The 25,220-nt window shown below is 73.6% G+C and carries 20 protein-coding genes; 13 read left to right on the top strand and 7 right to left on the bottom strand.

Going from position 1 to position 25,220, the window contains the following annotated elements:
• Positions 1-138: a hypothetical protein gene (locus AB6N23_RS01345; protein WP_412863994.1), complete on the top strand. Its 138-nt coding sequence runs from the start codon at positions 1-3 to the stop codon at positions 136-138.
• Between the two features lie 41 nt (positions 139-179).
• Here AB6N23_RS01345 and AB6N23_RS01340 read toward each other — a convergent pair whose 3' ends face one another.
• From AB6N23_RS01340 to AB6N23_RS01330, 3 genes are all read right to left on the bottom strand, one after another.
• A complete protein-coding gene (locus AB6N23_RS01340; RefSeq protein WP_412863992.1) occupies positions 180-383 on the bottom strand; it encodes a hypothetical protein in 204 nt (67 codons plus the stop codon).
• 71 nt (positions 384-454) lie between these two features.
• Positions 455-1,117 (bottom strand): hypothetical protein, encoded by a 663-nt coding sequence (locus AB6N23_RS01335; RefSeq protein WP_412863990.1) that lies wholly within the window; start codon positions 1,115-1,117, stop codon positions 455-457.
• Positions 1,118-1,716: 599 nt separating this feature from the next.
• The gene (locus tag AB6N23_RS01330) at positions 1,717-2,070 is read right to left on the bottom strand and encodes a hypothetical protein (protein ID WP_412863988.1); all 354 of its coding nucleotides are present in this window, start codon (positions 2,068-2,070) and stop codon (positions 1,717-1,719) included.
• 331 nt (positions 2,071-2,401) lie between these two features.
• Between AB6N23_RS01330 and AB6N23_RS01325 the strand changes: the two genes are divergently transcribed.
• Complete coding sequence (locus AB6N23_RS01325) at positions 2,402-4,876, top strand: glycosyl hydrolase family 95 catalytic domain-containing protein (protein WP_412863986.1); 2,475 nt, start codon at positions 2,402-2,404, stop codon at positions 4,874-4,876.
• A 27-nt stretch (positions 4,877-4,903) separates the two neighbouring features.
• Here the strand turns inward: AB6N23_RS01325 and AB6N23_RS01320 are convergent, their stop codons facing one another.
• Positions 4,904-5,941: a LacI family DNA-binding transcriptional regulator gene (locus AB6N23_RS01320; RefSeq protein ID WP_412863984.1), complete on the bottom strand. Its 1,038-nt coding sequence runs from the start codon at positions 5,939-5,941 to the stop codon at positions 4,904-4,906.
• A gap of 219 nt (positions 5,942-6,160) precedes the next feature.
• On the opposite strand from AB6N23_RS01320, the gene AB6N23_RS01315 reads away from it, so the two are divergent.
• The 10 genes from AB6N23_RS01315 to AB6N23_RS01270 all read left to right on the top strand — a co-directional run bounded on the left by AB6N23_RS01315 (position 6,161) and on the right by AB6N23_RS01270 (position 19,856).
• Positions 6,161-8,551: a beta-xylosidase/alpha-l-arabinosidase gene (locus tag AB6N23_RS01315; RefSeq protein WP_412864062.1), complete on the top strand. Its 2,391-nt coding sequence runs from the start codon at positions 6,161-6,163 to the stop codon at positions 8,549-8,551.
• 89 nt (positions 8,552-8,640) lie between these two features.
• Positions 8,641-9,609 carry an ABC transporter permease gene (locus AB6N23_RS01310; RefSeq protein WP_412864060.1) on the top strand — a complete coding sequence of 323 codons (969 nt, stop codon included), beginning with the start codon at positions 8,641-8,643 and terminating at the stop codon, positions 9,607-9,609.
• On the top strand, positions 9,606-10,529 hold the full coding sequence (locus AB6N23_RS01305) for a carbohydrate ABC transporter permease (protein ID WP_412863982.1): 924 nt from the start codon (positions 9,606-9,608) through the stop codon (positions 10,527-10,529). Before AB6N23_RS01310 ends, AB6N23_RS01305 begins: the two co-directional genes overlap by 4 nt.
• Positions 10,530-10,605: 76 nt before the next feature.
• Positions 10,606-12,267 (top strand): ABC transporter substrate-binding protein, encoded by a 1,662-nt coding sequence (locus AB6N23_RS01300; RefSeq protein WP_412863980.1) that lies wholly within the window; start codon positions 10,606-10,608, stop codon positions 12,265-12,267.
• Positions 12,268-12,380: 113 nt separating this feature from the next.
• On the top strand, positions 12,381-13,931 hold the full coding sequence (locus AB6N23_RS01295) for a GH39 family glycosyl hydrolase (RefSeq protein WP_412863978.1): 1,551 nt from the start codon (positions 12,381-12,383) through the stop codon (positions 13,929-13,931).
• The gene (locus AB6N23_RS01290) at positions 13,928-14,671 is read left to right on the top strand and encodes a glycosyl transferase (RefSeq protein WP_412863976.1); all 744 of its coding nucleotides are present in this window, start codon (positions 13,928-13,930) and stop codon (positions 14,669-14,671) included. Before AB6N23_RS01295 ends, AB6N23_RS01290 begins: the two co-directional genes overlap by 4 nt.
• Positions 14,668-16,728, top strand: coding sequence for a beta-galactosidase (locus AB6N23_RS01285; RefSeq protein ID WP_412863974.1), 2,061 nt, complete (start codon positions 14,668-14,670; stop codon positions 16,726-16,728). Before AB6N23_RS01290 ends, AB6N23_RS01285 begins: the two co-directional genes overlap by 4 nt.
• A 162-nt stretch (positions 16,729-16,890) precedes the next feature.
• A complete protein-coding gene (locus AB6N23_RS01280) occupies positions 16,891-17,946 on the top strand; it encodes a TerC family protein (RefSeq protein WP_412863972.1) in 1,056 nt (351 codons plus the stop codon).
• Between the two features lie 369 nt (positions 17,947-18,315).
• Entirely contained in the window at positions 18,316-18,759 is a 444-nt protein-coding gene (locus tag AB6N23_RS01275; RefSeq protein WP_412863970.1) for a protein-tyrosine phosphatase family protein, read from the top strand.
• A gap of 56 nt (positions 18,760-18,815) precedes the next feature.
• The gene (locus tag AB6N23_RS01270) at positions 18,816-19,856 is read left to right on the top strand and encodes an aldo/keto reductase (protein ID WP_412863968.1); all 1,041 of its coding nucleotides are present in this window, start codon (positions 18,816-18,818) and stop codon (positions 19,854-19,856) included.
• A 100-nt stretch (positions 19,857-19,956) separates the two neighbouring features.
• Here the strand turns inward: AB6N23_RS01270 and AB6N23_RS01265 are convergent, their stop codons facing one another.
• Entirely contained in the window at positions 19,957-22,161 is a 2,205-nt protein-coding gene (locus AB6N23_RS01265; protein ID WP_412864058.1) for an alpha-glucuronidase, read from the bottom strand.
• A 5-nt stretch (positions 22,162-22,166) separates the two neighbouring features.
• A complete protein-coding gene (gene manD / locus AB6N23_RS01260; RefSeq protein WP_412863966.1) occupies positions 22,167-23,399 on the bottom strand; it encodes a D-mannonate dehydratase ManD in 1,233 nt (410 codons plus the stop codon).
• Between the two features lie 171 nt (positions 23,400-23,570).
• Here manD and AB6N23_RS01255 point away from each other — a divergent pair, with 171 nt between their 5' ends.
• Entirely contained in the window at positions 23,571-24,578 is a 1,008-nt protein-coding gene (locus tag AB6N23_RS01255) for a LacI family DNA-binding transcriptional regulator (RefSeq protein ID WP_412863964.1), read from the top strand.
• Between the two features lie 378 nt (positions 24,579-24,956).
• Here AB6N23_RS01255 and AB6N23_RS01250 read toward each other — a convergent pair.
• On the bottom strand, positions 24,957-25,220 hold a 264-nt coding region (locus AB6N23_RS01250; RefSeq protein WP_412863962.1), incomplete at its 5' end, for an HRDC domain-containing protein.

Raw genomic sequence — 25,220 nt, 5'->3', positions numbered from 1 at the left:
ATGAGCTCGCCCATGTTCGAGGTGCCCGAGCACCTCCCCATCGAGGTCGACGAGGACGGGAACGGGCCAGCGATCGGCTCCGGGGTGATCGTCTGCTGGTGCGGCGAGCCCGGCTCCCGGCGCTACCTGCAAGAGTGACGAACGGCCCGCACCTTCTCGGTGCGGGCCGTTCGACGTGATCAGGCCGTGCCGGTGGTGGTCATCCCCACCGCGATGCCCGCCGCCGTCATGACGAGGATCGTCGCCGCACTCAGCGCGATCGCTGCCCACAAAAACTTGGCGTGCCCCGTCCCCTTCCTGAGCAGCGCCACGGAGGCGATGATCGTGATCAGCGCCAGCACGATCGCGAGCGGCGTGAGGAGCGCCCCCACAGCGGAGGCCACGCCGCCGGCTAGCGCCCACACGTGGCGCCGATCGGTGCGGCCCGCAGCGATAGTGGACATCATGCCTCCGGTCAGATGTTGATGAGGTGCCAGGCGTCCATACCGTAGCGGCTGGTCTTCGTGTACATCTCCTTGTTCATGCCCCCCGCGGCGCCCTTGAAGACCACGTCCAGGTCGAAGTCGGTGTAGCAGTGGCCGAAACCGTTGGTGACGTAGTGGCTGTTCACCTGGGAGATGTTCCAGAAGCCAGCGAAGCCCGTCCACGTACCCCTGCACTTCTGAGAGCTGACCACGGCGGTGCTGGAGGTCTGGTAGTTGAAGACCTGCCGGAAGTAGCCGATCGTGATGCCGAACATCTTCGCGTCGATCCGCCAGTCCGACGTCCTGTCGACCGCGTTCAGGGAGTGGGAACGCGAGGGACCGGCCAGCGCGGACCGGGCGGGTGCGCTGGTGACGGTCCTCGACTCGACGATCTCGACGCCGGGCTGCGATGTCGGATCGGGGCTGGTCAGGACGGCGACGAGCTGCGCCTGCTGCTCCTCGGTCAGCGCCTCGTACGTGGCGACGTCGGACGCGCTGCCCTCGCTCTCCAGGTGCTGCTCGAACTCGGCCACGACGGTTGCCGGCGCCTCGACGAGTTCGGGGGCGGAAGCCGAAGCACCAGCCGCGGAGGCTGCCACGAGAGTCGCGCTCAACAGCGCTGCCGTCGCGACCCGGGTGACGTTCCTGTGCATGACATCTCCGTTCGTCTGCCTGCATCCCCCTTGGTGCAGCGCAACTCGAACGTAGGGTTACGAATCCTTTCAGATGACCTATTCAGTCCTTTGAATCTGTGACAATCGTCACACTTGACGCGACAAGAGAGGGCGTGCGAGTGCCGTCGAAGCCGCGCAAGGCCGGCTGAGGCACGCGTACCTGTGCCCGGACGTCGCGCGCACCGGTGGAGAGCAGGATTCGACCGGGGACGCTCCCGGCGAAGCTGCCTCTCGCACCCGACGACGGGGATGTCGCCGGCATCATCCACATCGCGCCCGAGTCCACCAACACGGTGGATTCGAAGAACTCGACCGCCCCGTACCCGCCCACCCGATCTCCCTGTGCCTCGAGGCAAGCATCGAGCAGTCCGCGCCGATCACGAGCGTGCACATGGGTGAGTCCGCCTGACTGGCGCTGTCTGCGACCGCTGATCACGGGAGGTTTGGGCGACGTGTGCGTCCCTCAATCCGCGCGATGCGCTGGCATCTCGACGGTGGCGAGCCGCGGCAGCTCGAGGAGTGCCGCGACCGCGTGCCGTAGAAGCGTGTGATCGATTCCTCCGGTGTAGTAAGCCGCGTCAACCGCCGGACCCGACCGGGTCATGTCCGTGCTGGAGCACACCAGCAGCATCGCGACTGACGTCCGCGCCCAGCCCGAGCGATACCGCGACGCTGTCGCCGGCATGCACGCGGTCGGGCTGCGCCCGGTCGTGATGGGCGATCAGGGCGGCGACGGTGGCGCCGAGGTAGGTGCGGCCGGCGAAGTGGTTTGCGCCAGCAGTGTGCGTGCGGTGGCGTGCCTCGCGGTTGAGCAGCTGCAGGACGATATGGGCGGCGTGCTGGCTGGCTGCGGCGGTGCGCCGCGGCGCGCAGCGATCGCACTGCTCCGGCCCCAGGGGTGCGTGTGCACCCCCGGGGACGGCAGAGGTCACCCGCCGGAGAACACCTGCAGCAGGATCTCGACGAGGCGCTCGATCGACTCGGCGAAGGTCGGCGACGCGACGACTTCACCGACGACACGTCGAACCTAGTCACCACCCGGAACAGACGACGACTCCGTGCGCGAATCCGTCTGTGATCTCTTCGCGCCATGCGTGTCGATCAGCGCCACCCGTCCGGGGACGGACTGCGGACCGGGTCGCGCGCGGCACCGCTGCTAGCGTGCCGGGCGGCCGAGGACGTGACGGGGCGTGCGGGGGACGGATGGGCGACGTGGTGGTCCGGGCGGGCGACGAGCGGCACGGGACCGGAGGAGAGCCCGTCGTGAGCGGGCGCGTCACGACCGGGACCCCGGCTGCCCGGGACGGCGGTCTCGTGCTGCGGCTCGACGCGCCGGCGCGGGAGTGGACCGACGGCTTCCCGGTCGGTGACGGGCGCATCGGCGCCATGGTCACCGGCGGCACCGCGCACGAGCGGCTGCAGGTCAACGACGACACGTGCTGGACGGGTGCACCCGGCGCGCCCGACCTCGCGCCGCTCGCGGGTACCGACGGCCCCGGCGCGGTGCTCGCCGCCGCACGCCGGGCGCTCACCGACGGCGACGTCCCCGCGGCCGAGCGGCACGCCAGCCGCCTGCAGTCCGGCTACACGCAGGCGAACCAGCCGCTCGTCGACGTCCTGCTGACCCACCCCGACGCGGGGGAGGCGCGGACGTACCGCCGCACGCTCGACCTCGCCGACGGTGTCGCGACGACCGCCTGGACCGCGGCCGACGGCACGGCGTGGCGGCAGGACGTGCTCGTCAGCCACCCCGACGGCGTGCTGCTGCTCGACCGCCGCGCGCAGGCGCCGACGACCCCCACCGGGACCCTCGTCGTCGCCCTCACCAGCCCGCACCCGTGGGTGCGACCGCCCGCCGCGACGTCCGTGCCGCTGCCGGCGGGTGCCGTGGGCGTCGTCGCGCTCGTGCGGATGCCCGCGCGCGTGCTGCCGGACTACGTGGACGCCCCGGACCCGGTGTCCTACGACGGGCCGGGCGTGCTGGCGGCCGTCGCGCTCGCGGTCGTCGCGGACGGGGGACCGGGCGGCCCGGCCGTCGTGGACGGCGTCGTCGAGGTCGCCGCTCCTGCGCGGGTCCGCGTGGTCGTCGCGACGGCCACCGACCACGTCGTCGCCGACGCGCGCCTGCACGGCGAGGCCGACCGCGTCGTCGCGGACGCCGTCGGCCGGCTGACCGCCGTGCTGCCCGACCTCGAGGGCGTGCCGGCGCGGCACGTCGCGGACCACCGCTCCCTCATGGGCCGCGTCGACCTGGACCTCGGTGCGTCGCCGCCGGACGCCCCGCTCGACGCGCGCCTCGTCGCGCACGCGCGCGGCGCCGCGGACCCGCACCTCGCGGTGCTCGCGTTCCAGCACGGCCGCTACCTCACGGTCGCGGGCTCGCGGCCCGGCACGCTGCCGATGCACCTGCAGGGCATCTGGAACCCGCACGTGCAGCCGCCGTGGAACGCGAACTACACGATCAACATCAACACGGAGATGAACTACTGGCCGACCCTCGTCGGCGACCTGGCCGAGTGCCACGAGCCCCTGCTCGCGTGGCTGGACCGCCTCGCCGTCGCGGGGGAGCGCACCGCGCGCGAGCTCTACGGCGCGCGCGGCTGGGTGGCGCACCACAACAGCGACCCGTGGTGCTTCACCGCGCCGGTGGGGGCCGGCCGTGACAGCGCGAGCTGGTCGACGTGGCCGTTCGGCGGCGTGTGGCTCGCGCGGCACGTCGTGGACCACCACGACTGGACCGGCGACGACGACGCGCTGCGCCGGCACTGGCCGGTGGTGCGCGGCGCGGCGCTGTTCCTGCTCGACTGGCTCGTCCCGCTGCCGGACGGCTCGCTCGGCACGGCGCCCGCCACGAGCCCGGAGAACCAGTACCTGCTCCCGGACGGCACGATCGCGAGCGTCGGGGTCTCGACGACGTCGGACCTGGCGATGGCCCGTGACCTGCTGGATCACGTGCGACGCCTCGCCGCGGTCGCCGGCGACGACGACGCCGACCTGCGCGCCGCCGTCGACGACGCCCTGGACCGGCTGCCCGCCGAGCGCGTCGCGCCCGACGGCCGCCTCGCCGAGTGGTCGGCCGACGTCGCCGACGCCGAGCCCGAGCACCGCCACCAGTCGCACCTGTACCGGGTGTTCCCGGGCACGTCGATCGACCCCGACCAGGCGCCGGCGCTCGCCGCGGCGGCCCGGCGCACGCTGGACGCGCGCGGCCCCGACTCCACCGGCTGGTCGCTCGCGTGGCGGCTCGCGCTGCGCGCGCGGCTGCGCGACCCGGAGGGCCTCGCGGCGCTCGTCGACGCCTTCCTGCACCCCGTCGACCCGGACCTCGTTGACGCCGCCCGCGCCGGACGGCCGCAGGACGGCCCGGCGCCCCGGCACGCGGGCGGCGTCTACCGGTCGCTGCTGTGCGCGCACCCGCCGTTCCAGGTGGACGGGAACCTCGGCTTCACCGCGGGCGTCGCCGAGGCGCTGGTGCAGGCGCACCGGGTCGACGTCGACGGCGTGCGCGAGGTGCACCTGCTGCCCGCGCTGCCGGCCGCGTGGCCCGACGGGCACGTCCGCGGTCTGCGCCTGCGGGGCGGCGTGCGGCTCACCGAGCTGGTGTGGCGCGCGGGCCGCGTCACGCGCGCCGTGCTGACGGCCAACCGGCCCACCGCGGTCCGCATCCGCACGGCCGAGGGCCCGGCCCGCGTGACCCTCGACCTCCCGGCGGGCCGCCCGGTGACGATCCCCCTCTGACCGACGGGCGGAGGGCCGGGCGGTCCCTCAGGCCGTGCGGTACGGGGCCGTGGACTCGCGGACCACCAGCTCGGTGGCCAGGTCGATGCGCAGGTTCGCGGGGTGCTCGCCGCCGGCGAGGCTGAGCAGCATCTGCGTGGCGGTGGCGGCCATCTCCCGCAGCGGCTGGCGCACGGTCGTCAGCGACGGGCCCAGCCACTGCGCGAGCGGGATGTCGTCGTACCCGACCACCGAGAGGTCCTCGGGGATGCTGAGGCCGAGCTCGCGCGCGGCCCGCATGACGCCCAGCGACTGGTAGTCCGACCCGGCGAAGATCGCGGTGGGCCGGTCGGGGCGTGACAGCAGGTCGATGCCGTGCGTGTACCCGCCGAGCACGTGGAAGTCGCCCCAGCGGGTGAGCGCGGGGTCGGGCCGGATGCCGGCCTCCTCGAGCGCGCTGCGGTACCCGTCGACGCGTGCGCGGGAGCAGAGCACGTCGGCGGGGCCGGCGATGACGCCGATGCGGCGGTGCCCGAGCGAGAGCAGGTGCCGCGTGGCGATGAGCCCGCCGTTCCAGTTGTTCGAGCCGACGGTCGGCACGCCGGCGGGCGGCTCGCCCCACGTGTCGACGACGACGAACGGGATGGACCGCGACTCGAGCTGGTGGCGCTGCGTGGCGTCGAGGGACGACAGCACGAGCAGCACCCCGAGGGGGCGCCGCGCGAGGATGTCGTCGATGAGGTCCTGCTGCGGCCGGTGGGACCCGCCCAGCTCGGACAGCACGACGCCGACGCGGCGCGCGGACGCGGCGTCCTCGACGCCCTTGATGACCTCCTGCGCCCACGCGTTGTCGAGCTCGTGGAAGACGAGGTCGATCAGCGACGGGTCGGTCGAGGTGCGGGCGCGGCGGCGCCGGTAGCTGTGCTCCTCGAGGATCGCCTCGACGCGGGCCCGGGTGGTGGGCGCGACGTCGGCCCGCCCGTTGAGGACCTTGGACACGGTGGGGACGGAGACACCCGCCAGCGCCGCGACGTCCGCGATGGTCACCGCGCGCACGTCGCCCGTCGGTTCGGTGGATGCGGTCACCGCGTCCCCTTCGGTCACGCCTGCGCAGCCGTTGCGCAAGTTTCGGCTGCGACCGTAGCACCCCGGGACGGCGACAGTCAGCACCCGGGCGAATCGCCCCAAGGTCTCGGTTCGGTCACCGGGGTTGACGGGTGTGCAAACGCTTGCCTAAGTTGTCGGCCACAGGATTTCGGGCAACATGCCGAAAGTTTCCGATACCACAAGGATGTGGGGTTGCCAGTGTCGGCACAGCAGGAGGACGTGCGGGTGCCCGCCGTGGACGGCGGTGCGCACGCGACGTCCGGGGCGTCCCTCCCGGCCCGGGTGGCCGCGCGGCGCCGTGCCCGCGTCGACGAGCTCGTCGCCGCCATGACGCCCGAGGAGAAGGTCGCCCAGCTCGTGGGGCTGTGGGTCGGCGCGGACGCCTCCGGCGGCGGCGTCGCCCCGCACCAGGCGGACATGAGCGGCAGCGTGCCGGCGTGGTCCGACGTCATCGCGCACGGCCTCGGCCAGCTCACGCGCCCGTTCGGCACCGCACCCGTCGACCCGGTGCGCGCCGCCCGCTCGCTCGCGGCCAGCCAGCGCGACGTCGTCGCCGCCAGCCGCTTCGGCATCCCCGCCCAGGTGCACGAGGAGTGCCTCACCGGCTTCGCCGCCTGGACCGCGACCACCTACCCGACGCCGCTCGCGTGGGGCGCGTCGTTCGACCCCGCCCTCGTCGAGGAGATGGCGACCCGGATCGGCGCGTCGATGCGCGCGGCCGGCGTGCACCAGGGCCTCGCGCCCGTCCTCGACGTCACCCGCGACTACCGCTGGGGCCGCACCGAGGAGACGATCGGTGAGGACCCGTACCTCGTCGGCCTCGTCGGCGCCGCCTACGTGCGCGGCCTCGAGAGCACCGGCGTCGTCGCGACGCTCAAGCACTTCGCCGGCTACTCGGCGTCCCGCGCCGGGCGCAACCTCGCGCCCGTGTCGATGGGCCCGGCCGAGCTCGCCGACGTGATCCTCCCGCCCTTCGAGATGGCGCTGCGGCACGGCGGCGCCCGCTCCGTCATGCACTCGTACGCCGAGGTCGACGGCGTGCCGGCCGCCGCGGACGAGTGGCTGCTCACCGACCTGCTGCGCGGGCGCTGGGGCTTCGAGGGCACCGTCGTCGCCGACTACTTCGGCGTCGCGTTCCTGCAGAGCCTGCACGGTGTCGCCGGCTCCCGCGGCGAGGCCGCCGGGCTCGCGCTGCGCGCCGGCGTCGACGTCGAGCTGCCGTCCGTCGACGCGTACGGCGCACCGCTGCTCGCGGCGCTGCGCGACGGGTCGGTGGACGCGGCTCTCGTCGACCGCGCGCTGCGCCGCGTGCTCGACCAGAAGGCCGAGCTCGGCCTCCTCGACGAGGACTGGGACCCGGAGCCGCCCGCCGGCGACGCCGTGACGCTCGACGACCCGGTGAGCCAGGACGTCGCGCTGCGGCTGGCGCGCGCGTCGGTCGTGCTGCTCGAGAACCGGGACGGCGTCCTGCCGCTCGCACCGGGCACCCGCGTCGCCGTCGTCGGCCCGCTGGCGGACGACCCGATGGCGATGCTCGGCTGCTACACGTTCCCCGCGCACGTCGGCGCGCAGCACCCGGACGTCCCGATGGGCGTCGACGTGCCGAGCGTGCTGACCGCGCTGCGGGAGCGCCTCGGCGACGTGCCGACGGCGCGCGGCTGCGACGTCGAGTCCGACGACCGGTCGGGCCTCGACGCGGCCGTGGCGGCGGCCCGCGACGCGGACGTCGTCGTCGTCGCCGTCGGGGACCGCGCCGGCCTGTTCGGCCGCGGCACGTCGGGCGAGGGCTGCGACGCCACCGACCTGCACCTGCCCGGGCAGCAGGGCGACCTGGTGCGCGCGGTCCTCGCGACCGGCACCCCGGTCGTCCTCCTGCTGCTCACCGGGCGGCCCTACGCGGTCGGCGACCTCGCCGAGGGCGCGGCCGCGGTCGTGCAGGCGTTCTTCCCCGGGCAGCGCGGGGGCCAGGCGGTCGCCGAGGTGCTGACGGGCGAGGTCGCGCCGTCGGGCCGGCTGCCCGTCAGCATGCCGCGCGACCCGTCGGGGCAGCCCGGGACGTACCTGTCCCAGCCGCTCGGCCGGCGCTCGGGCGTCTCCGACGTCGACCCGACACCCCTGTACCCGTTCGGCCACGGCCTGTCGTACACGACGTTCACGTGGTCCGGCGCGCGCGCCCTCGACGGCGACGTCTGGCCGGTCGACGGCACCACCCGCGTGGCCGTCGACGTCACGAACGACGGCGACCGCGCGGGCACCGAGGTCGTCCAGCTGTACCTGCACGACCCGGTCGCGTCGGCGGTGCGTCCCGTCGTCCGGCTCGTCGGGCTCGCGCGGGTCGACCTGGCGCCGGGGGAGCGCGCGACCGTCGAGCTGACGGTGCACGCCGACCTGGCGTCGTTCCCGCGCCGCGACGGCACCCGGGTCGTGGAGCCCGGCGACGTCGAGCTGCGGCTCGCCCGTTCCAGCGCCGACGCGGAGCACGTCGTCCGCCTGCGCGTGGACGGCCCCGTCCGGACGGTCGGCGACGACCGTCACCTGCTGAGCACGGCACGCGTGCTCCCCACCACCTCCAGGGCGGTGACCTCATGACCGTGCACGACCCCCTGCCCGCGGGGCAGACCACGTCGGCGACGCCGACCGGGGGCGGCTCCGGACCCGCCGCGGCGGCCACCATCGGCATGGTCGCCGGTGCCGCCGCGCCGGGACGCCGGTTCGGCCGCGACCGCCGGCACGACCGCGGCGCCCGCACCAGCTGGCGCAAGGCGCTGCGCCGCGACTGGCAGCTCTACTCGCTGCTCGTCCTGCCGCTCGTGTTCTTCGCGATCTTCCGCTACGTGCCGATGCTGGGGAACGTCATCGCGTTCCGCCGGTTCCGGCCCGGCGGATCGATCTTCGGCGAGGAGTGGGTGGGCCTGCACTACGTGCGGATGTTCATCCAGGACCAGACGTTCTGGAACGTCTTCCAGAACACGCTGGTCCTCGGCGTGCTCAGCCTCGTCATCATCTTCCCGCTGCCCGTGGTGCTCGCGCTCATGCTCAACGAGCTGCGCTCGAGCCGGTTCAAGCGGATCATCCAGACGATCTCGTACCTGCCGCACTTCATGTCGGTCGTCATCGTGGCCGGCCTGGTGTTCCAGCTGACCGCGGTGCGCGGCACCATCAACCAGGTCATGACGGCGCTGGGCAGCAGCCCGGTCGCGTTCATGCAGCTGCCCGAGTGGTTCCGCACCGTCTACATCGGCTCGGAGATCTGGCAGACCGTCGGCTGGGGCACGATCCTCTACCTCGCCGCCCTGTCGACGATCGACCCGCAGCTCTACGAGGCCGCGCGGATCGACGGCGCGAACCGCTGGCGCCAGACCTGGCACGTCACGCTGCCCGGCATCCGGCCGACGATGGTCGTGCTGCTCATCCTCAACATCGGCACGTTCATGGCGGTCGGGTTCGAGAAGATCCTGCTGCTCTACAACCCCTTGCTGTTCCCGACGGCCGACGTCATCGCGACGTACCTGTACCGCGTCGGCATCGGGTCCAGCCAGTTCTCCTACGCCACGGCCATCGGCCTGTTCGAGGCGATCATCGGCCTCACCCTCGTCCTGTCCGCCAACGCGATCTCGCGCCGAGTGGTGGGAGCGTCCCTGTGGTGACCACCGACGTCACACGCCTCGACGAGCGGCTGTCCGCCTCCACCGTGCGGGGGGTCAAGGACACGCGCGCCTACACGGCGTTCCGCGTGGTCAACGCGACGCTGCTCGTGATCATCGCGGCCGTCACGCTGTACCCGTTCGTCAACCTGGCCGCGCAGGCGTTCAGCTCCGAGGCGTACATCAACGCCGGCCAGGTGAACCTGTGGCCCAAGGGCTTCAACCTCACGACGTTCGACCTCGTGATGAGCGACGGCATGTTCTGGCGCAACTACCAGAACACCGTCTACTACACGGTGGTCGCGACGCTCGTGGCGATGGTGCTGACGACGACGTTCGCGTACGCCATCTCCAAGCACCACCTCAAGGGCCGCACGGTGTTCATCGGCATCGCCGTGTTCACCATGTTCTTCAACGGCGGCCTGATCCCGAACTACGTCCTCGTGAACGAGCTCGGCCTGCGCAACTCCGTGTGGGCGATCGCGCTCCCCAACGCGATCAGCGTCTTCAACCTGCTCGTCATGAAGTCGTTCTTCGAGAGCTTCTCGACCGAGCTCGAGGAGGCCGCCGAGATCGACGGCCTGAGCACGTACGGGAAGCTGTGGCGCATCGTCCTGCCGCTGAGCAAGGCGGTCATCGCGACGATGGTGCTGTTCTACGCGGTGTCGTTCTGGAACTCGTGGTTCGCCGCGTTCCTCTACATGGACCACCGCGAGCTGTACCCGGTGACGGTCTACCTGCGGAACCTCATCGCGGGTGCGACCAGCGTGGACGGTGCCGCCGGGTCGGCCGAGGCGACGCAGATCGCCGCGAACGTCAAGGCGGTGACGATGCTCCTCACCGTCCTGCCGATCGTGTGCCTCTACCCGTTCATCCAGAGGTACTTCGTGTCGGGCGTGATGCTCGGCTCGGTCAAGCAGTGACGCACGCCCCGCGGTCCGTCCCGGCCCGCGGCCCACTCGGATGCAGGACGACGGCGTTCCATTCGGAAGGAGAACGATGAGGACCACGACGAGGCGGCCGCTGGCGGTCGTCGCGACCGCGACGACCCTGGCCCTGACCCTGGCCGCCTGCTCCGGCGGCTCGGGCGGCGGCGAGGGCGGCGACACCCCCGAGGCCAGCGAGCTCGGCCAGGTCGGCGCGATGGAGGACTACGAGGTCGGCACGACCTTCAAGGCCACCGAGCCGGTGACGTTCGGGCTCATGTACCGCGACCACCCGAACTACCCCCTCAAGGCCGACTGGGACATCCTGACGAAGCTGCAGGAGAACCAGAACGTCGAGTTCGACATCCAGACCGCGCCGCTGTCCGACTGGCAGCAGGCCCAGTCCATCGCGATCGGCGCGGGCAACGCCCCCGACATCATCTCGGTGACGTACCCCGGCCAGGAGGTCCCCTTCGTCGCCGGCGGCGCGATCCTGCCCGTCAGCGACTACGTCGAGCACATGCCGAACTTCCAGGACAAGGTCGAGAGGTGGGGCCTGGAGGCGGACATCGACCGCCTGCGCCAGGAGGACGGCAAGTACTACCTGCTGCCCGGCCTGCGCGAGTCGGTCCGGCCGATGTACACGTACGCCGTCCGCAAGGACGTGTGGGACCAGCTCGGCCTGAGCCTGGAGCCCGAGACGTTCGAGGACTTCAAGGCCGACCTCGAGAAGGTCAAGGCCGCGTACCCCGACCAGTACCCGATCTCCGACCGGTGGTCGGCTAACGGCCCGCTCGAGGCCACGCTCAACGTCGCGGCGCCGGCCTTCGGCACCATCGCCGGCTGGGGCTTCGGCGAGGGCGTGCAGTGGGACGAGGACGCCGAGGAGTTCGTCTACGCGGGCGCCACGGACGAGTACCGCAACCTGCTCGAGTACTACAACGGGCTGATCGCGGACGGCCTCATGGACCCGGAGAGCCTCACGCAGGAGGACGACCAGGCCCTGCAGAAGATGGGCTCCGGCCAGACGTTCGCGCAGCTCACGAACGACCAGGAGATCCTCAAGATCCGCAGCACGCTGACCGAGCTCGGCACGACGGGCGAGGTCGCGATGATCCGCGTGCCGGCGGGCCCCGCCGGTGACATCGAGGGCGGTCAGCGCCTCGTCAGCGGGCTGATGCTGTCGTCCACGGCGGCCGAGGAGGACGACTTCCTCGCGATGCTCCAGTTCCTCGACTGGCTGTACTACTCCGACGAGGGCCTCGAGTTCGCCAAGTGGGGCGTCGAGGGCGAGACGTACACGAAGGACGGCGACACCCGGACGCTGAACCCGGAGATCGACCAGAACGGCCTCAACCCCGGCGCGCCGAAGGCGCTCAACGTCGACTACGGGTACCACAACGGCGTCTGGATGCTCGAGCACGGCTCCACGGACGACCTCGACCGGTCGATGCTGCGGCCGGAGGTCGTGGACTTCGTCGAGTCGATGTCCGACAAGGAGCTCGCCCCGGTGGCGCCGCCCGCGCCGCTGAACGAGCTCGAGCGCGAGCAGGTCTCGCTCTGGCAGACGGCCCTGCGCGACCACGTCTACCAGAACACCGCCGCGTTCATCCTCGGCCAGCGCCCGCTGTCCGAGTGGGACGCGTACGTCACGGAGCTCGAGGGCAAGAACATGCAGCAGTACCTCGACGTCGTGAACGGCGCGCAGCAGCGGTTCGCCGAGGCGAACGGCTGACGCGACCGACCGACGCGACGGCCCGGTCCCTGCTCGCAGGGACCGGGCCGTCCCGTTCCAGCCGTGCCCGTGCACGCCGCACCTGACCGCGAACGACCGGAAGGACCGTCCCCGTGCGCACCGTCGTCCCCACCCAGCCCAGCGGCCCCCTGCCCGACGCCTGGCGCGCCTGCGTCGGCACCGGGCGCATGAACCTGGCCCTGCGCGCGGACTACCGCGACTCGCTGACGCAGGTGCAGCGGGAGATCGGCTTCCGGCACGTGCGCGGGCACGGCCTGCTCTCGGACGACATGGCGGCGTTGCGCACGGACGAGGTCGACGGCCGCACGTACACGCGGTACGCGTCGACCTACGTCGACCAGGTGCACGACTACTTCCTGTCGGTGGGCATCCGGCCGTTCCTCGAGCTGGGCTTCATGCCGTCGCAGCTCGCGTCGGGCGACGACACGGTGTTCTGGTGGAAGGGCAACATCACGCCGCCGCGCGACGAGCGCGCGTGGGTCGCGCTCGTGCAGGCGGTCCTGCGCCACCAGATCGACCGGTACGGCATCGAGGAGGTGCGGCACTGGCCGGTCGAGGTGTGGAACGAGCCGAACCTCACGGTCTTCTGGAAGGACGCCGACCAGGACGCCTACCTCCGCCTCTACGAGGCGACCGCCCGCGCGGTGAAGGACGTCGACGCGGACCTGCAGGTGGGCGGCCCGGCCCTCTCGCCCGGCTCGGACGAGTGGTGGGCGCCGTTCACGGACTTCGTGACCTCGCGCGACGTGCCGGTCGACTTCCTGTCCCGGCACGCGTACACGTCGGGGCCGGCGCAGCACGTGCCGTTCGGCACGTACCAGACCCTCATGCCGCCGCAGCACCTGCTCGAGCAGTTCGACGCCCCGCGCCGGCACGTCGCGGGCACGCCGCTCGCGGGCCTGCCGGTGCACATCACCGAGTTCAACACGTCGTACCGCCCGGACAACCCCGTGCACGACACGGCGTACAACGCGGCGTACCTCGCGCCCGTGCTGGCGGCCGGCGGGGACCTCGTCGACTCGTTCTCCTACTGGACGTTCTGCGACGTCTTCGAGGAGACGAACGTGCCGACGTCGTTCTTCCACGGTGGCTTCGGCATGCTGACGCACCGGCAGGTGGCCAAGCCGACGTACCACCTGTACGCGTTCATGGCCCGGATGGGCCGCGACGTGCTCGCGCGCGGCGACGACCACCTCGTGTGCGTCGACCCCGACGGCCGCGTGACCGTGCTGGCGTGGCAGCCGGTGGGCGGCACGGACGCCGCCGACGCGCCCGCCGAGCACCGCGTCTCGCTCTCCCTGCCCGTGCCGGCCGGCGTCCCGGCCGCGTTCGTGCACCGCGAGCGCGTCAACGAGCACGACGGCAACGCGTTCGCCGCGTGGCGCGAGCTCGGCCGGCCGTTCTCGCCCACCGCGCGCGAGCTCGACCTGCTGCGCGCGTGCGCGACGCCCGCGACGTCCCACGCCCACGCGCCCGTGCACGACGCCCGCGTCGACCTGGACCTCGTGCTGTCCCGGCACGAGGTGACGTTCGTCGAGGTCCTGCCCGTGACGCCCACGCACCACGAGGGGCTGGACGACCGGCGCGCGCTGGGCGTCGACGACGACCGGCTCGTGGCGCCGCACGAGCGGCTGCGAGCATGACCGCCATGACCTACGACGGTGCGGGGGCGCGACGCGGCGCCCCGGACGACGAGATCGGTGCCGGCCCGCTGTCGCGGGGGGCCGCGGTGGTGTGGTGGGTGCTGACGGTGAGCGGGCTCACCGTGCTCACCGGCGGCCTGCCGCTCGCCGTCGTCCCGCTGCTCCTCTCCGACCCGAGCAACGCGCCGCTCGTGGCGCTCGCGGCCGTGCCGCTCGCGCCCGCGCTGGCGGCGGCCGTGTTCGCGTGGCGGCGGTTCCTCGGGGACCGCGACCTCGGGCCCGGCCGGCACTTCTGGCGCGGGTACCGGCTGAACGCGCTCGACGTCCTGCGCTGGTGGGTGCCGACGGTCGCCGTGCTCGCGGTCGTCGGGTTCACCGCCGGCAACCTCGGGCAGGCGCGCGTCCCCGCCGGGTACGGCGTGGTGCTGGCCGTCGTCGCGGCGGCCCTGCTGCTGTGGGCCGCGAACGCGCTGGTGCTCTCGGCGACGCTGAGCCTGCGGACGCGGGACGTCGCCCGCCTCGCCGCGTACTACCTGGCCGCACGGCCGCTCGTCACCCTCGGCACGCTGTCGCTGCTCGTGCTGTGCGTCGGCGTCGTCGTGCTCACGTCCGACTGGGTGCTCGTCGCCCTGCTCGGCCCCTTCGCGCTCGCCCTCACGCGCAACGCCGCACCGGTGCTGCGTGACGCGACCGCCCGGTTCACCCGCCCCACCGACCACGGACGAGGTCCTCACGCATGACCCTGCACGGCCCCGGTCTCCCGCTGTCCGACCACCTGCGCTACGGCGGTGACTACAACCCCGAGCAGTGGCCCGAGCACGTCTGGGACGCCGACCACGCGGCGTTCTCCGCGGCGCGGATCTCGACGCTCACCGTCGGGGTGTTCGCGTGGGCGCACCTGCAGCCCGCGGAGGGCACGTACGACTTCTCGCGGCTCGACGCGATCGTCGAGCGCGTCGCCGCCGAGGGGCGGCAGGTCGTCCTCGCGACGCCGAGCGGCGCGATGCCGCCGTGGCTCGCGCGCGCCTACCCGGACGCCTGCCGCGTGGACTTCGAGGGGCGGCGGCACGTCTACGGCCAGCGCCACAACCACTGCCCGTCGTCGCCGGACTTCCGGCGCCTGTCGGTCGCGATGGCCGACCGCCTCGCGGAGCGGTACGCCGGCCACCCGGCGGTCGTCGCGTGGCACGTCGGCAACGAGTACGGCGGCGGCTGCTGGTGCGAGGCGTGCACCGCCGCGTTCCGGGTGTGGCTGCGCGAGCGGTACGGCTCGCTGGACCGGCTCAACGACGCCTGGAGCACCCTGTTCTGGTCGCACGTGTTCACCGACTGGGACGAGATCCCGGCGCCGTCGATGCTGTCGGAGCACTGGCGCGGCCCGAACCACACGGCGTTCCAGGGCATCAGCCTGGACTACCGCCGCTTCCTGTCGGACGCGCTGCTCGGCGGCTTCGTCGCGGAGAAGGCCGCGATCCGCGCGCACGACGCGACGACGCCCGTCACGACGAACTTCATGGGGCTCTACCAGCCGGTCGACTACCACCGCTGGGCCGAGCACCTGGACTTCGCGTCGTGGGACAACTACCCGCCCGCCGACGACCCGGTGCGCACGGCCGCGCGGATGGCCGCCACGCACGCGGCGATGCGCGGCCTGAAGGACGGCCAGCCGTTCTGGATCATGGAGCAGACGCCGTCGATCACGGCGTCGCGCGACGTCAACCCGGTCAAGCGCCCCGGCGTGCTCGCGCTGTGGACGTGGCAGTCGGTCGCGCACGGCGCCGACGCGACCCTGTACTTCCAGATGCGGCAGTCCCGCGGCGCGTGCGAGAAGTACCACGGCGCGGTGCTCGACCACTCGGGCCGCACCGACACGCGCGTGTTCCGCGAGGTCGCCGAGCTCGGCGGCGCGCTGGCCGTGACGGGCGACGCGCTGCTCGGCGCCCGCACGCCGGCCCGGGTCGCGCTGCTGCTCGACTGGGACTCGTGGTGGGCCGTCGAGATGACCGACGGGTACAACCGGCACGTGGGCTACGTCGCGACGCTCCTGCGGTACCACCGCGCCCTGTGGCACGCGAACGTGCAGGTCGACGTGGTGCCGGTCACCGCGGACCTGTCGCGGTACGACGTCGTCGTCGCGCCGCTGCTGCACATGCTCAAGGGCGACGTCGTCGAGCGGCTGACCGCGCACGTCGAGGGCGGCGGGTCCCTCGTGACGACGTTCTACGGCGGGCGGGTCGACGAGGGCACGAACGCGTTCCTCGGCGAGCCGCCGCTGGACCGGCTGCTGGGCGTGCGCGTCGAGGAGACCGACTCGGCGGCGCCGGGCGCGGCGAACCCCGTCACGCTGCGCCTGGGCGGGGCCGAGGCCGTGCACGACGCGGAGCTGGTGTTCGAGCTGCTCGTGCCGCACGCCGGCACCGAGGTGGTCGGCACGTACGGCGCCGACTTCTACGCCGGCACGCCGGCCGTCACGCGGGCGGCCCGCGGCGCGGGCGCGGCGTGGCACGTCGGTACGGGTCTCGACGACGACGGCGTCGCGGCCGTGCTGCGCGCGGTGCTCGACCGGCACGGGCTGGTCGGTCCGCACGCGGACGACGACGGCGTCGAGGTGGCCGACCGCGTCGCGCCCGACGGCACCTGCTACCGCTTCCTGCTGCACCACGGCGACGCCCTGCGCACCGTCACGCTCGAGGTCGGCGGCACCGACCTGCTCACGGGCCGCGAGGTCGCCGTGGGGGAGGAGCTGACGCTCGCGCCGGCGCAGGTCATGGTGCTGCGGCAGGGCGCCGCCTGCTGACGCGGGGCGGGCCCGCGTCCCGTACCCTGTCCCCGTCGAGGGGAGTACTTCCCCGCACCGACCCGGTCAGTACGGCGCACCCGGTGCGACCTCGGGCGGTGGCCCGCCGCAGGCGGGTGAAGGAGACCTCGGAGCCACACCACTTCCCGGTAGGAGACTCCGTTGACCCCAGTTCTCGCTGCCGCCGACGCCGCGTCCGGCTCGGCCATCAGCACCATCGCGACCCCCACCCTGTGGGGCGTCACCATCGCGGGCGTGATCGCGCTGCTCGCGCTCGACTTCCTCGTGACGCGCAAACCGCACGAGGTGTCGATGAAGGAGGCGGCCGGCTGGTCGGCCTTCTACATCGCGCTGCCGCTCGCGTTCGGCGGCTGGATCTGGTCGCAGTACGGCCAGCAGACCGGCGTCGAGTACCTCACCGGGTACCTGGTCGAGAAGTCGCTGTCCGTCGACAACCTGTTCGTGTTCATGCTCCTGCTCAGCGCGTTCGCGGTGCCCGCGGTCCTGCAGCAGCGCGTCCTGCTGTGGGGCATCATCGGCGCGCTCGTGCTGCGCGGCATCTTCATCGCGCTCGGCGCGGCGTTCCTCGCGAACTTCGCGATCGCGTTCCTCGTGTTCGGCCTGATCCTGCTGCTCACGGGCGTGAAGATCCTGCGTGACCAGGTGTCGGGCGCGAGCCACGACGTCGACGTCGCGAACATGCGGTCCGTCAAGCTCATCCGCCGCTTCATGCCGGTGACCGACGACTACCGCGGCACCCGGTTCTCGGTCGTCGAGAACGGGAAGCGGATGCTCACGCCGCTCGCGGTCGTCGTCGTGGCCGTGTTCGCGACCGACATCGTGTTCGCGGTCGACTCCGTGCCCGCCGTCTACGGCATCACCGGCGACCCGTACCTCGTGTTCGCGACCAACGCGTTCGCGCTGCTCGGCCTGCGCGCCCTGTACTTCGTGCTCCAGGGCGCCCTGTCCAAGCTCGTGCACCTCGGCTACGGCCTCGCCGCGATCCTCGGCTTCATCGGCGTCAAGCTGGTCCTGCACTGGGCGCACGGCATCTGGCCGGCCACCCCCGAGGTGCCGACCGTGTGGTCGCTCGTCGTCATCGTCGCGATCCTCGGCGTCGTCACCGCGACGAGCCTCTACGCCACGCGTGGCAAGGACGGGGACGCGGCGGAGGACTCGGCGCACGTCGCCGAGCCGGGGTCGCACCACCACCGCTGACGCACCCCCACGCACCACCGCGACCGCCCGGTCGCCGGCACCCGCCGGCGGCCGGGCGTCGTCGTGCACGCCCGCCCCGCCCGCGCACCCGCGCACCCCGCGCACGCCCGCCCCCTGCGCGCGTCCCCCGCGCGTCCGCCGAGTGCGGTACGTCGCACCGAGTGCGGCAGGTACGACTACCGCACTCGGTGGGATCGACCGCACTCGGCGAGGGCGGTCCGTCGAGGGGGGAGGAGGGGGACGGGGTGGTCGGCGCGCCGGTGCCGGCGGCGCACCGGTGACGGCGTCCGGTGGTCGGGGCTTGACCGCGGGTGGCGCGGTGCGGTCCGATCGGCGCGCGGGCAGGCCGGGTGCGGACGGAGGTGCGGCGTGGGCGCGTGGACGCCGGGACCGGGTGTCGTGGTGCTGCCCGACGGCCGGTCCGTGCGCGGGCGCGGCCTGCGCGCAGCGTCGCCCGACGGCCCCGACCCCGAGCTGGGCGTCTACCTCCTCGGCCGGCGCCCGCCGCCGCGCACCTGGGACCACCGCTGGGTGCGCTGGCCCGACTTCGCGCTGCCCGTGTCGACCCCCGACGCGCTCGCGGCGCTGCGCGAGGCCCACGCGCGGGCGGGTGACGAGCGCGTCGAGGTCGCGTGCGCCGGCGGCACCGGCCGGACCGGGACGGCGCTCGCGGTCCTCGCCGTGCTCGGCGGCGTGCCCGCGGACGACGCGGTCGACTGGGTGCGCGCGCACTACCGGCCCGGCGCCGTCGAGACGCCCTGGCAGCGGTGGTGGGTGCGACGGGCGGCCGACGCGCTCGGGCGGCGCGGCTAGCCTGGCGGACGGTGCCCGAGGCGGGCGCCGCCCCGACCCACGTGAGGACGCCACCGATGCCGAGCCTGCAGCCGTACCGCGCCGACGACGCCCGGTACGACGCGATGACGTACCGCCGGACCGGCCGCTCCGGCCTCGACCTGCCGGCGCTGTCGCTCGGCCTGTGGCACAACTTCGGCGACCAGACGCCGTTCGAGACGCAGCGCGCCGTGCTGCGCCGCGCGTTCGACCTCGGCGTCACGCACATGGACCTGGCCAACAACTACGGGCCGCTGCCGGGCGCCGCCGAGGAGAACTTCGGCCGGCACCTCGCGCGCGACCTGCGGCCGTACCGCGACGAGCTCGTCATCTCGACGAAGGCGGGCTACGACATGTGGTCGGGCCCGTACCAGGACGGCGGCTCGCGCAAGTACCTGCTGTCCTCGCTCGACGCGTCCCTGGGCCGCATGGGCCTCGAGTACGTCGACGTCTTCTACCACCACCGCCCGGACCCGACGACGCCCCTCGAGGAGACGATGGGCGCGCTGCACCACGCGGTGACGAGCGGCAAGGCGCTCTACGCGGGCGTCTCCAACTACACGCCGGCGCAGACGCGCGAGGCGCACCGGATCCTCGGCGAGATGGGCACCCGCCTGCTCATCCACCAGCCCAGCTACTCGATGTTCAACCGGCACGTCGAGCTGGTCGGCGAGGGGCAGAGCGAGTCGCTCCTCGACGCGGTCGGGGACCTGGGCGTCGGCATGATCGTGTTCTCGCCGCTCGCGCAGGGGCTGCTCACGGGCAAGTACCTGGGCGGCGAGGCGCCCGCCGGGTCCCGTGCGGCGGGCGCGAGCCCGTTCCTCTCGTCGCAGGCGCTGTCGGAGACGTACCTGGCGCGGGCGCGGGCGCTGGACGAGATCGCGGCGGGCCGCGGGCAGTCGCTCGCGCAGCTCGCGCTGTCGTGGGTCCTGCGCGACGAGCGCGTGACGTCGGCGCTCATCGGCGCCAGCTCGGTCGCGCAGCTCGAGGACAACGTGCAGGCGATGTCCGCGGCGCCGCTCACCGCGGACGAGATCGCCGCGATCGAGGAGCACGCGGTCGACGGCACGGGCCGCTGACGGCTCGCGCGCACGGCTCGACCGTCCTGCGCGTGCAGCGTTGCGGACCCCCGGTGTCCGCAACGCTGCACGAGCCCGCGCCGCCGCACGCGCGGGTGCGTCAGTAGATCGGGCGACCCGACGCGTCCGGGACGCCGCTCTTGCGGAACACGTACGTGCGCACCTGGTCGCGCCACTCCGTGGCCGAGCGCAGCTGCTCGGCCAGGCGCTCGGTGACCCGCGCGTGCAGGGCGTCGTCGACGAGCCCGGCGACGTCCGTCCACGCGGTGACCATCCGCCCGACCTCGTCGACGGCGTCCGCGCGCGAGTCGTACACGTGCTGCGCGACGGTCGTGCCCGACTGCAGGCGGTGCTCCCACGGCACGTGGTGGAAGAACAGCAGCAGCTCGTCGGGGCACGTGGCGACGTCCTCGTAGACGTCCCGCCACGGTGCCTCGTACTGGCCGGTGTACCCGGTGCCGGTGGCGCGGGTGCGGTCGACGCCGATGCCGTCGCGGTCGGCGAAGTGGTACGTGCCCCACGGGCTGTACTCGTACCCGTCCACCGACGGCCCGTAGTGCGAGCCGGGCGTCACCATGAAGCCGACCCCGAGCGGCGCCGTGTACGCCTCGTACGTGCGCCACGACCCGTCCATGAGGCGGTGCAGCGTGTCCCGCACGCGCGGGTCGGCGTCCGGGAACGTCAGGCCGACCCACTCGTCGAGCACCTCGACCGGGTTCGCCCCGGGGCTCCACGCGAGGCGGGCGAACGCGTAGAGGTTGGCCTGCGCGAGCGGGTGGCCGGTCCAGAAGACGTCGTCGCCGGCGTTGGCGACGGCGACGATGCCGCCGGCGCGCAGGTCGGCGGCCTCCCGCCCGTGCACGGTCCGCCCAGGCCCGCCGGGCAGCCCCGTGGCGATCTGCGCGACGGTCCGCGTCGCCCCCTCGGTCAGGGGGAAGCCGAGGATCTCGCTCCACCAGGGGCCGAGGTAGCAGACGTGCTTCTGGTGCCCGGTGTACTCCTGCGTCACCTGCAGCTCGACGGCCACGCGCGTGCGCGGCATCGCGCCGATGACGGGGGAGACGGCCTCGCGGGTCTGGAAGTCGAGCGGACCGTGCTTGACCTGCACGACGACGTTCTCGTCGAAGCGCCCGTCGAGCGGGTGGAAGTGGTCGTACGCCGCCCGGGCGCGGTCGGTCGACCGGTCGCGCCAGTCCTGCGTGTGGTTGTAGACGAACGCCCGCCAGAACACCGTGCCGCCGTGCGGCGCGACGGCCCGGGCGAGCATGTTGGCCCCGTCGGCGTGGTCGCGCCCGTACGCGAACGGCCCCGGCTGCCCCTCGGAGTCCGCCTTGACGACGAACCCGCCGAAGTCCGGGACGGCCGCCCACACGCGGTCGGCCGCCGCGGCCCACCAGCGCTGCACGTCGGGGTCGAGCGGGTCGGACGTCGGCAGGCCGCCGATCGTCATCGGCGCCGCGAACGACACCGACAGGAACGTGCGGATGCCGTGCGGGCGGAACACGTCGGCGAGCCGGGCCACGTCCGGCAGGCCGTCCGTGAGCAGCCGCGCCTCGGTGCGGCCGACGTTGACGTTGTTGAGCGAGACGGCGTTGATGCCGACGGAGCCCAGCAGCCGCGCGTACGCGGCGACGCGCGTGAGGTCCTCGCGCACGCGCCCGGCCTCGAACCAGAGCGACCCGCCGGCGTAGCCGCGCTCGACCTGCCCCATGACGGGGTGCACGTCGACGTTGTCCCAGTGGTCGAGCATGCGCAGGGAGGACACGGGGAGGTCGAACACCTGGTCCTCGTCCGCCGCCCAGGCGCGCTCACCCTCGCGGACCAGGGCGTGCAGGCCGTAGAGGAGCCCGCGATGGCCGCCCGCCACGACGTAGGCCCGGCCGCCGCGGCGCCCCAGCAGGAACGCCTCCTCGCCGATCGGTGCACTCGCGGACCCGTCCAGGGCGCCGCCGCTCGCGGCCCCGACGAGGTGCGCGTTCGGATCGGTCGTGGGGTGCGGGAACTGCATCGCCACCCCGCTGACGCCGGCCGCCCGGACCGCGACCACCAGCGTGACGTCGTGCGCGTCGACCGCCTCGGCCTCGACGGGCGCGTCCGCCGTGCTCACCGTCAGCGAGCCGCCGAACAGCCGCGTCGCCCGGCGCACCTCCGCGACCACGGTGTCGCCGACCGGCCCGGCGTCGGGACCGAGTGCCACGAGGACCCGCCGGGAGCCGAGCGGCCGGAACGCGGCGTCGGGCAGCCACGCGTCGTGCCAGCCACGGTCCTGCCAGGGGACGTCCTGCCAGCTCTCCTGCGTCGTCATCGCGGTCACCAGTCGTGCACCGTCCCGTCCTTGAGCCGGTTGAACGGCAGGTACGCCGTCTCGTACGGGAACCGTGCGGCCGCGTCGTCGTCGTGCACGACGCCGAGTCCCGGCTCGTCCGAGGGGTGCAGGTAGCCGTCGACGAACGTGAACGACGTGCGGAACACCTCCTGCGTCGTCGGGGAGTGCTGCATGTACTCCTGGATCCCGAAGTTGTGGATCGCCAGCCCGAGGTGCAGCGCCGCCGCCATGCCGACGGGCGAGATGTCGGTCGGGCCGTGGAAGCCGGACTTGATCTGGTACTGGGCGGCGAAGTCGACGATCCGGCGCAGCGAGGTGATCCCGCCGGCGTGCGTCACGGACGAGCGCACGTAGTCGATGAGCTGCTCGCGGATGATCGTCTGGTAGTCCCAGACGGTGTTGAAGACCTCGCCGATCGCGAGCGGCGTCACGGTGTGCTGCCGGACCAGCCGCAGCGCGTCCTGGTTCTCCGCCGGGGTGCAGTCCTCGAGCCAGAACAGGTCGTACGGCTCGAGGTCCTTGCCGAGGCGTGCCGCCTGGATCGGGGTCATGCGGTGGTGGCCGTCGTGCAGCAGCGGCAGCTCGGGCCCGAACTCGTTGCGGACGGCCTCGAAGACGCCGGGCAGGTGGCGCATGTACGCGCGGGTGTCCCAGTCCTCCTCGGCGGGCAGCGGCGCGCGCTGCGCGGGCTCGTAGTCGTAGCGGCCGGACGTCGACGGCTGCGCGGCCACGCCGTACACGGCGGTGATGCCGGGCACGGAGGTCTGCACGCGGATCGAGCGGAAGCCCTCGTCGAGGTGCTGGCGGATCGAGTCGAACAGCTCCGGCAGGTCCCGCCCGGACGCGTGCCCGTACGCCATGAGCCCGGTGCGGCTGGCGCCGCCGAGCAGCTGGTACAGCGGCATGCCGGCGATGCGGGCCTTGATGTCCCACAGCGCCATGTCGACGGCGGCGATGGCGGCCATGGTCACCGGGCCGCGGCGCCAGTACGCGCTGCGGTAGAGGAACTGCCAGGTGTCCTCGATCCGGTGCGCGTCCCTGCCGATGAGCAGGGGGACCACGTGGTCGGTCAGGTAGCTGGCGACGGACAGCTCGCGGCCGTTCAGCGTCGCGTCGCCGAGCCCGACGACGCCGTCCTCGGTGACCACGCGCAGGGTCACGAAGTTGCGGCCGGGGCTGGAGACCAGCACCTCGGCGGTGCGGATCGCGGTGGACATCCTCGTCACTCCCTCCGCCCGCACCTCGTCGGCGGGCTGCGGCGAGCGTAGGCAGGGCTGCCGCGACATGGCAATCGTGTGCCATGATTTGCCACCCGATGTGCCACGGGCACGCCGCCTCGGCGGCGGTGCGCCGGGCCCGTCACGACCCGTCAGCGAACGGAGGACCGCGTGAGCAGGCAGCCCACGCTGCGCGACGTCGCCGAGAAGGCGGGTGTCGCCGTGTCGACGGCCTCGCGCGCCCTCACGCGTCCCGGACGCATCAGCGCGCACACCACCGAGCGGGTCCGCGCCGCGGCCGACGCCCTCGGGTACACGCCCAGCGCGTCGGCCCGCGCGCTGTCGTCGGGGCGCACCACCACGGTGGCACTCGTCGTCCCCGACGTCACGAACCCGTTCTACTTCGGGCTCGTCCGGGGCACGGGCGCGCGGCTGCGCGAGGGCGGCTACGTGCAGGTGCTCGTCGACACCGAGGAGTCCGCCGAGGCCGAGGCGCGTGCGCTCGTCGGCCTGCGCGGCACCGTCGACGGCGCCGTGCTCGCCGCGTCGCGCCTGGCCGACGCGCGCCTCGCCGAGCTCGCCGCCGACCTCCCGGTCGTCGCGGTCAACCGCACGAGCCCGTCCCTGTCGGCGCCGAGCGTGCTCATCGACACCCCCGGCGGCCTCGTGCAGGCGCTCGAGCACCTCGCCTCGCTGGGGCACCGCCGCGTCGCGTACGCGTCCGGCCCCCGGACGTCGTGGTCCGACACCCGCCGGCAGGCCGCGCTGCACCCCGCCGCCGCGCGCCTCGGCCTCGACGTCACGGTCCTCGGCCCGTACGCACCGGTGCGCACGGCCGGGCCCGCGGCCGCCGACGCCGCCGTCCAGGCGGACGTCACCGCCGTGGTGGCGTTCAACGACCTGCTCGCGTTCGGCATCCTCGAGCGGCTCGACGCCCGCGGGGTCGACGTGCCCGCCCGCATGAGCGTCGTGGGCTGCGACGACGTCTTCGGCGCCGACCTGGTCCGCCCGGCCCTGACGACCGTCGCGTCCCCGATGGAGCGCGCCGGCCGCCTCGCCGCCGACCTGCTCATCTCCCGGCTCGAGGGCACCGGGCCGTATGCCGGGTACGGCAGCGACCCGTCGGTCCTGCCCACGCACCTGGTCATCCGCGGGTCGACGGGCCCTGCCCCCGCCTGACGCCTGCCACCCCGGCGGGCTCGCCGCCCCTCGCCGCGCCCGTCGGGCCCCTGCGTCGCCGCACCCGTCGGGCCCCTGCGTCGCCGCACCCGTCCGCCGGCGGCTGTGGCGGTGGGCGAGGCGTTCGGGGCTCCGGAGCGTCACGCCCGGCGTGTCGGCACACGCGCGGAGAATCCCGCCCGCGGGCGTACGCACGGTGTGCGCCTCGTGTGCGTACGGCCATGGAGGACAGGTCGTCCCCACGCCGACACGCCGTCGTGGACACGCGGCGCGGAGGCACGCACCTGTCCCGCCGGCGCCGGCCCGCCCATCGGCGCCGACCCCGGGACGAGCGCCGGCTCCGGGACGAGCGCCGCCGCCGAGCCCGCTCGGCGGTCGTCAGGCCGCGTCGTCGCCGAGTGCGGCGATCGTCGCCAGCACCCCGTCCGCGTAGCGGTCGAGCTTGGCGGCGCCGACGCCGCCGATCGTGCCGAGCTCGGCCCGCGTCGTCGGCCGGCGCGTCGCGATCTCCCGCAGGGTCGCGTCGTGGAAGACCACGTACGCCGGGACGCCCTGCTCCTTGGCCGCGCCCGCGCGCCACGCGCGCAGGGCCTCGAACGCCGACACGTCGCCGCCCGTGAGGTCCGCCGCGGCCGCCGACCG

Source organism: Cellulomonas pasadenensis, from assembly GCF_047229365.1.
Classification (GTDB): Bacteria; Actinomycetota; Actinomycetes; order Actinomycetales; family Cellulomonadaceae; genus Cellulomonas.
The sequence above is the reverse complement of the archived record's forward strand: the minus strand, read 5'-3'. Positions and strand labels throughout refer to the sequence as shown.

What these genes read in the sequence shown, in the direction of transcription:
- AB6N23_RS01345 (WP_412863994.1), top strand. Translation starts at nt 1, where the DNA reads ATGAGCTCGCCCATGTTCGAGGTGCCCGAGCACCTCCCCATCGAGGTC.
- AB6N23_RS01335 (WP_412863990.1), bottom strand. Translation starts at nt 1,117, where the DNA reads ATGCACAGGAACGTCACCCGGGTCGCGACGGCAGCGCTGTTGAGCGCG.
- AB6N23_RS01310 (WP_412864060.1), top strand. Translation starts at nt 8,641, where the DNA reads ATGGTCGCCGGTGCCGCCGCGCCGGGACGCCGGTTCGGCCGCGACCGC.
- AB6N23_RS01300 (WP_412863980.1), top strand. Translation starts at nt 10,606, where the DNA reads ATGAGGACCACGACGAGGCGGCCGCTGGCGGTCGTCGCGACCGCGACG.
- AB6N23_RS01290 (WP_412863976.1), top strand. Translation starts at nt 13,928, where the DNA reads ATGACCGCCATGACCTACGACGGTGCGGGGGCGCGACGCGGCGCCCCG.
- AB6N23_RS01285 (WP_412863974.1), top strand. Translation starts at nt 14,668, where the DNA reads ATGACCCTGCACGGCCCCGGTCTCCCGCTGTCCGACCACCTGCGCTAC.
- AB6N23_RS01270 (WP_412863968.1), top strand. Translation starts at nt 18,816, where the DNA reads ATGCCGAGCCTGCAGCCGTACCGCGCCGACGACGCCCGGTACGACGCG.
- AB6N23_RS01265 (WP_412864058.1), bottom strand. Translation starts at nt 22,161, where the DNA reads ATGACGACGCAGGAGAGCTGGCAGGACGTCCCCTGGCAGGACCGTGGC.
- manD (WP_412863966.1), bottom strand. Translation starts at nt 23,399, where the DNA reads ATGTCCACCGCGATCCGCACCGCCGAGGTGCTGGTCTCCAGCCCCGGC.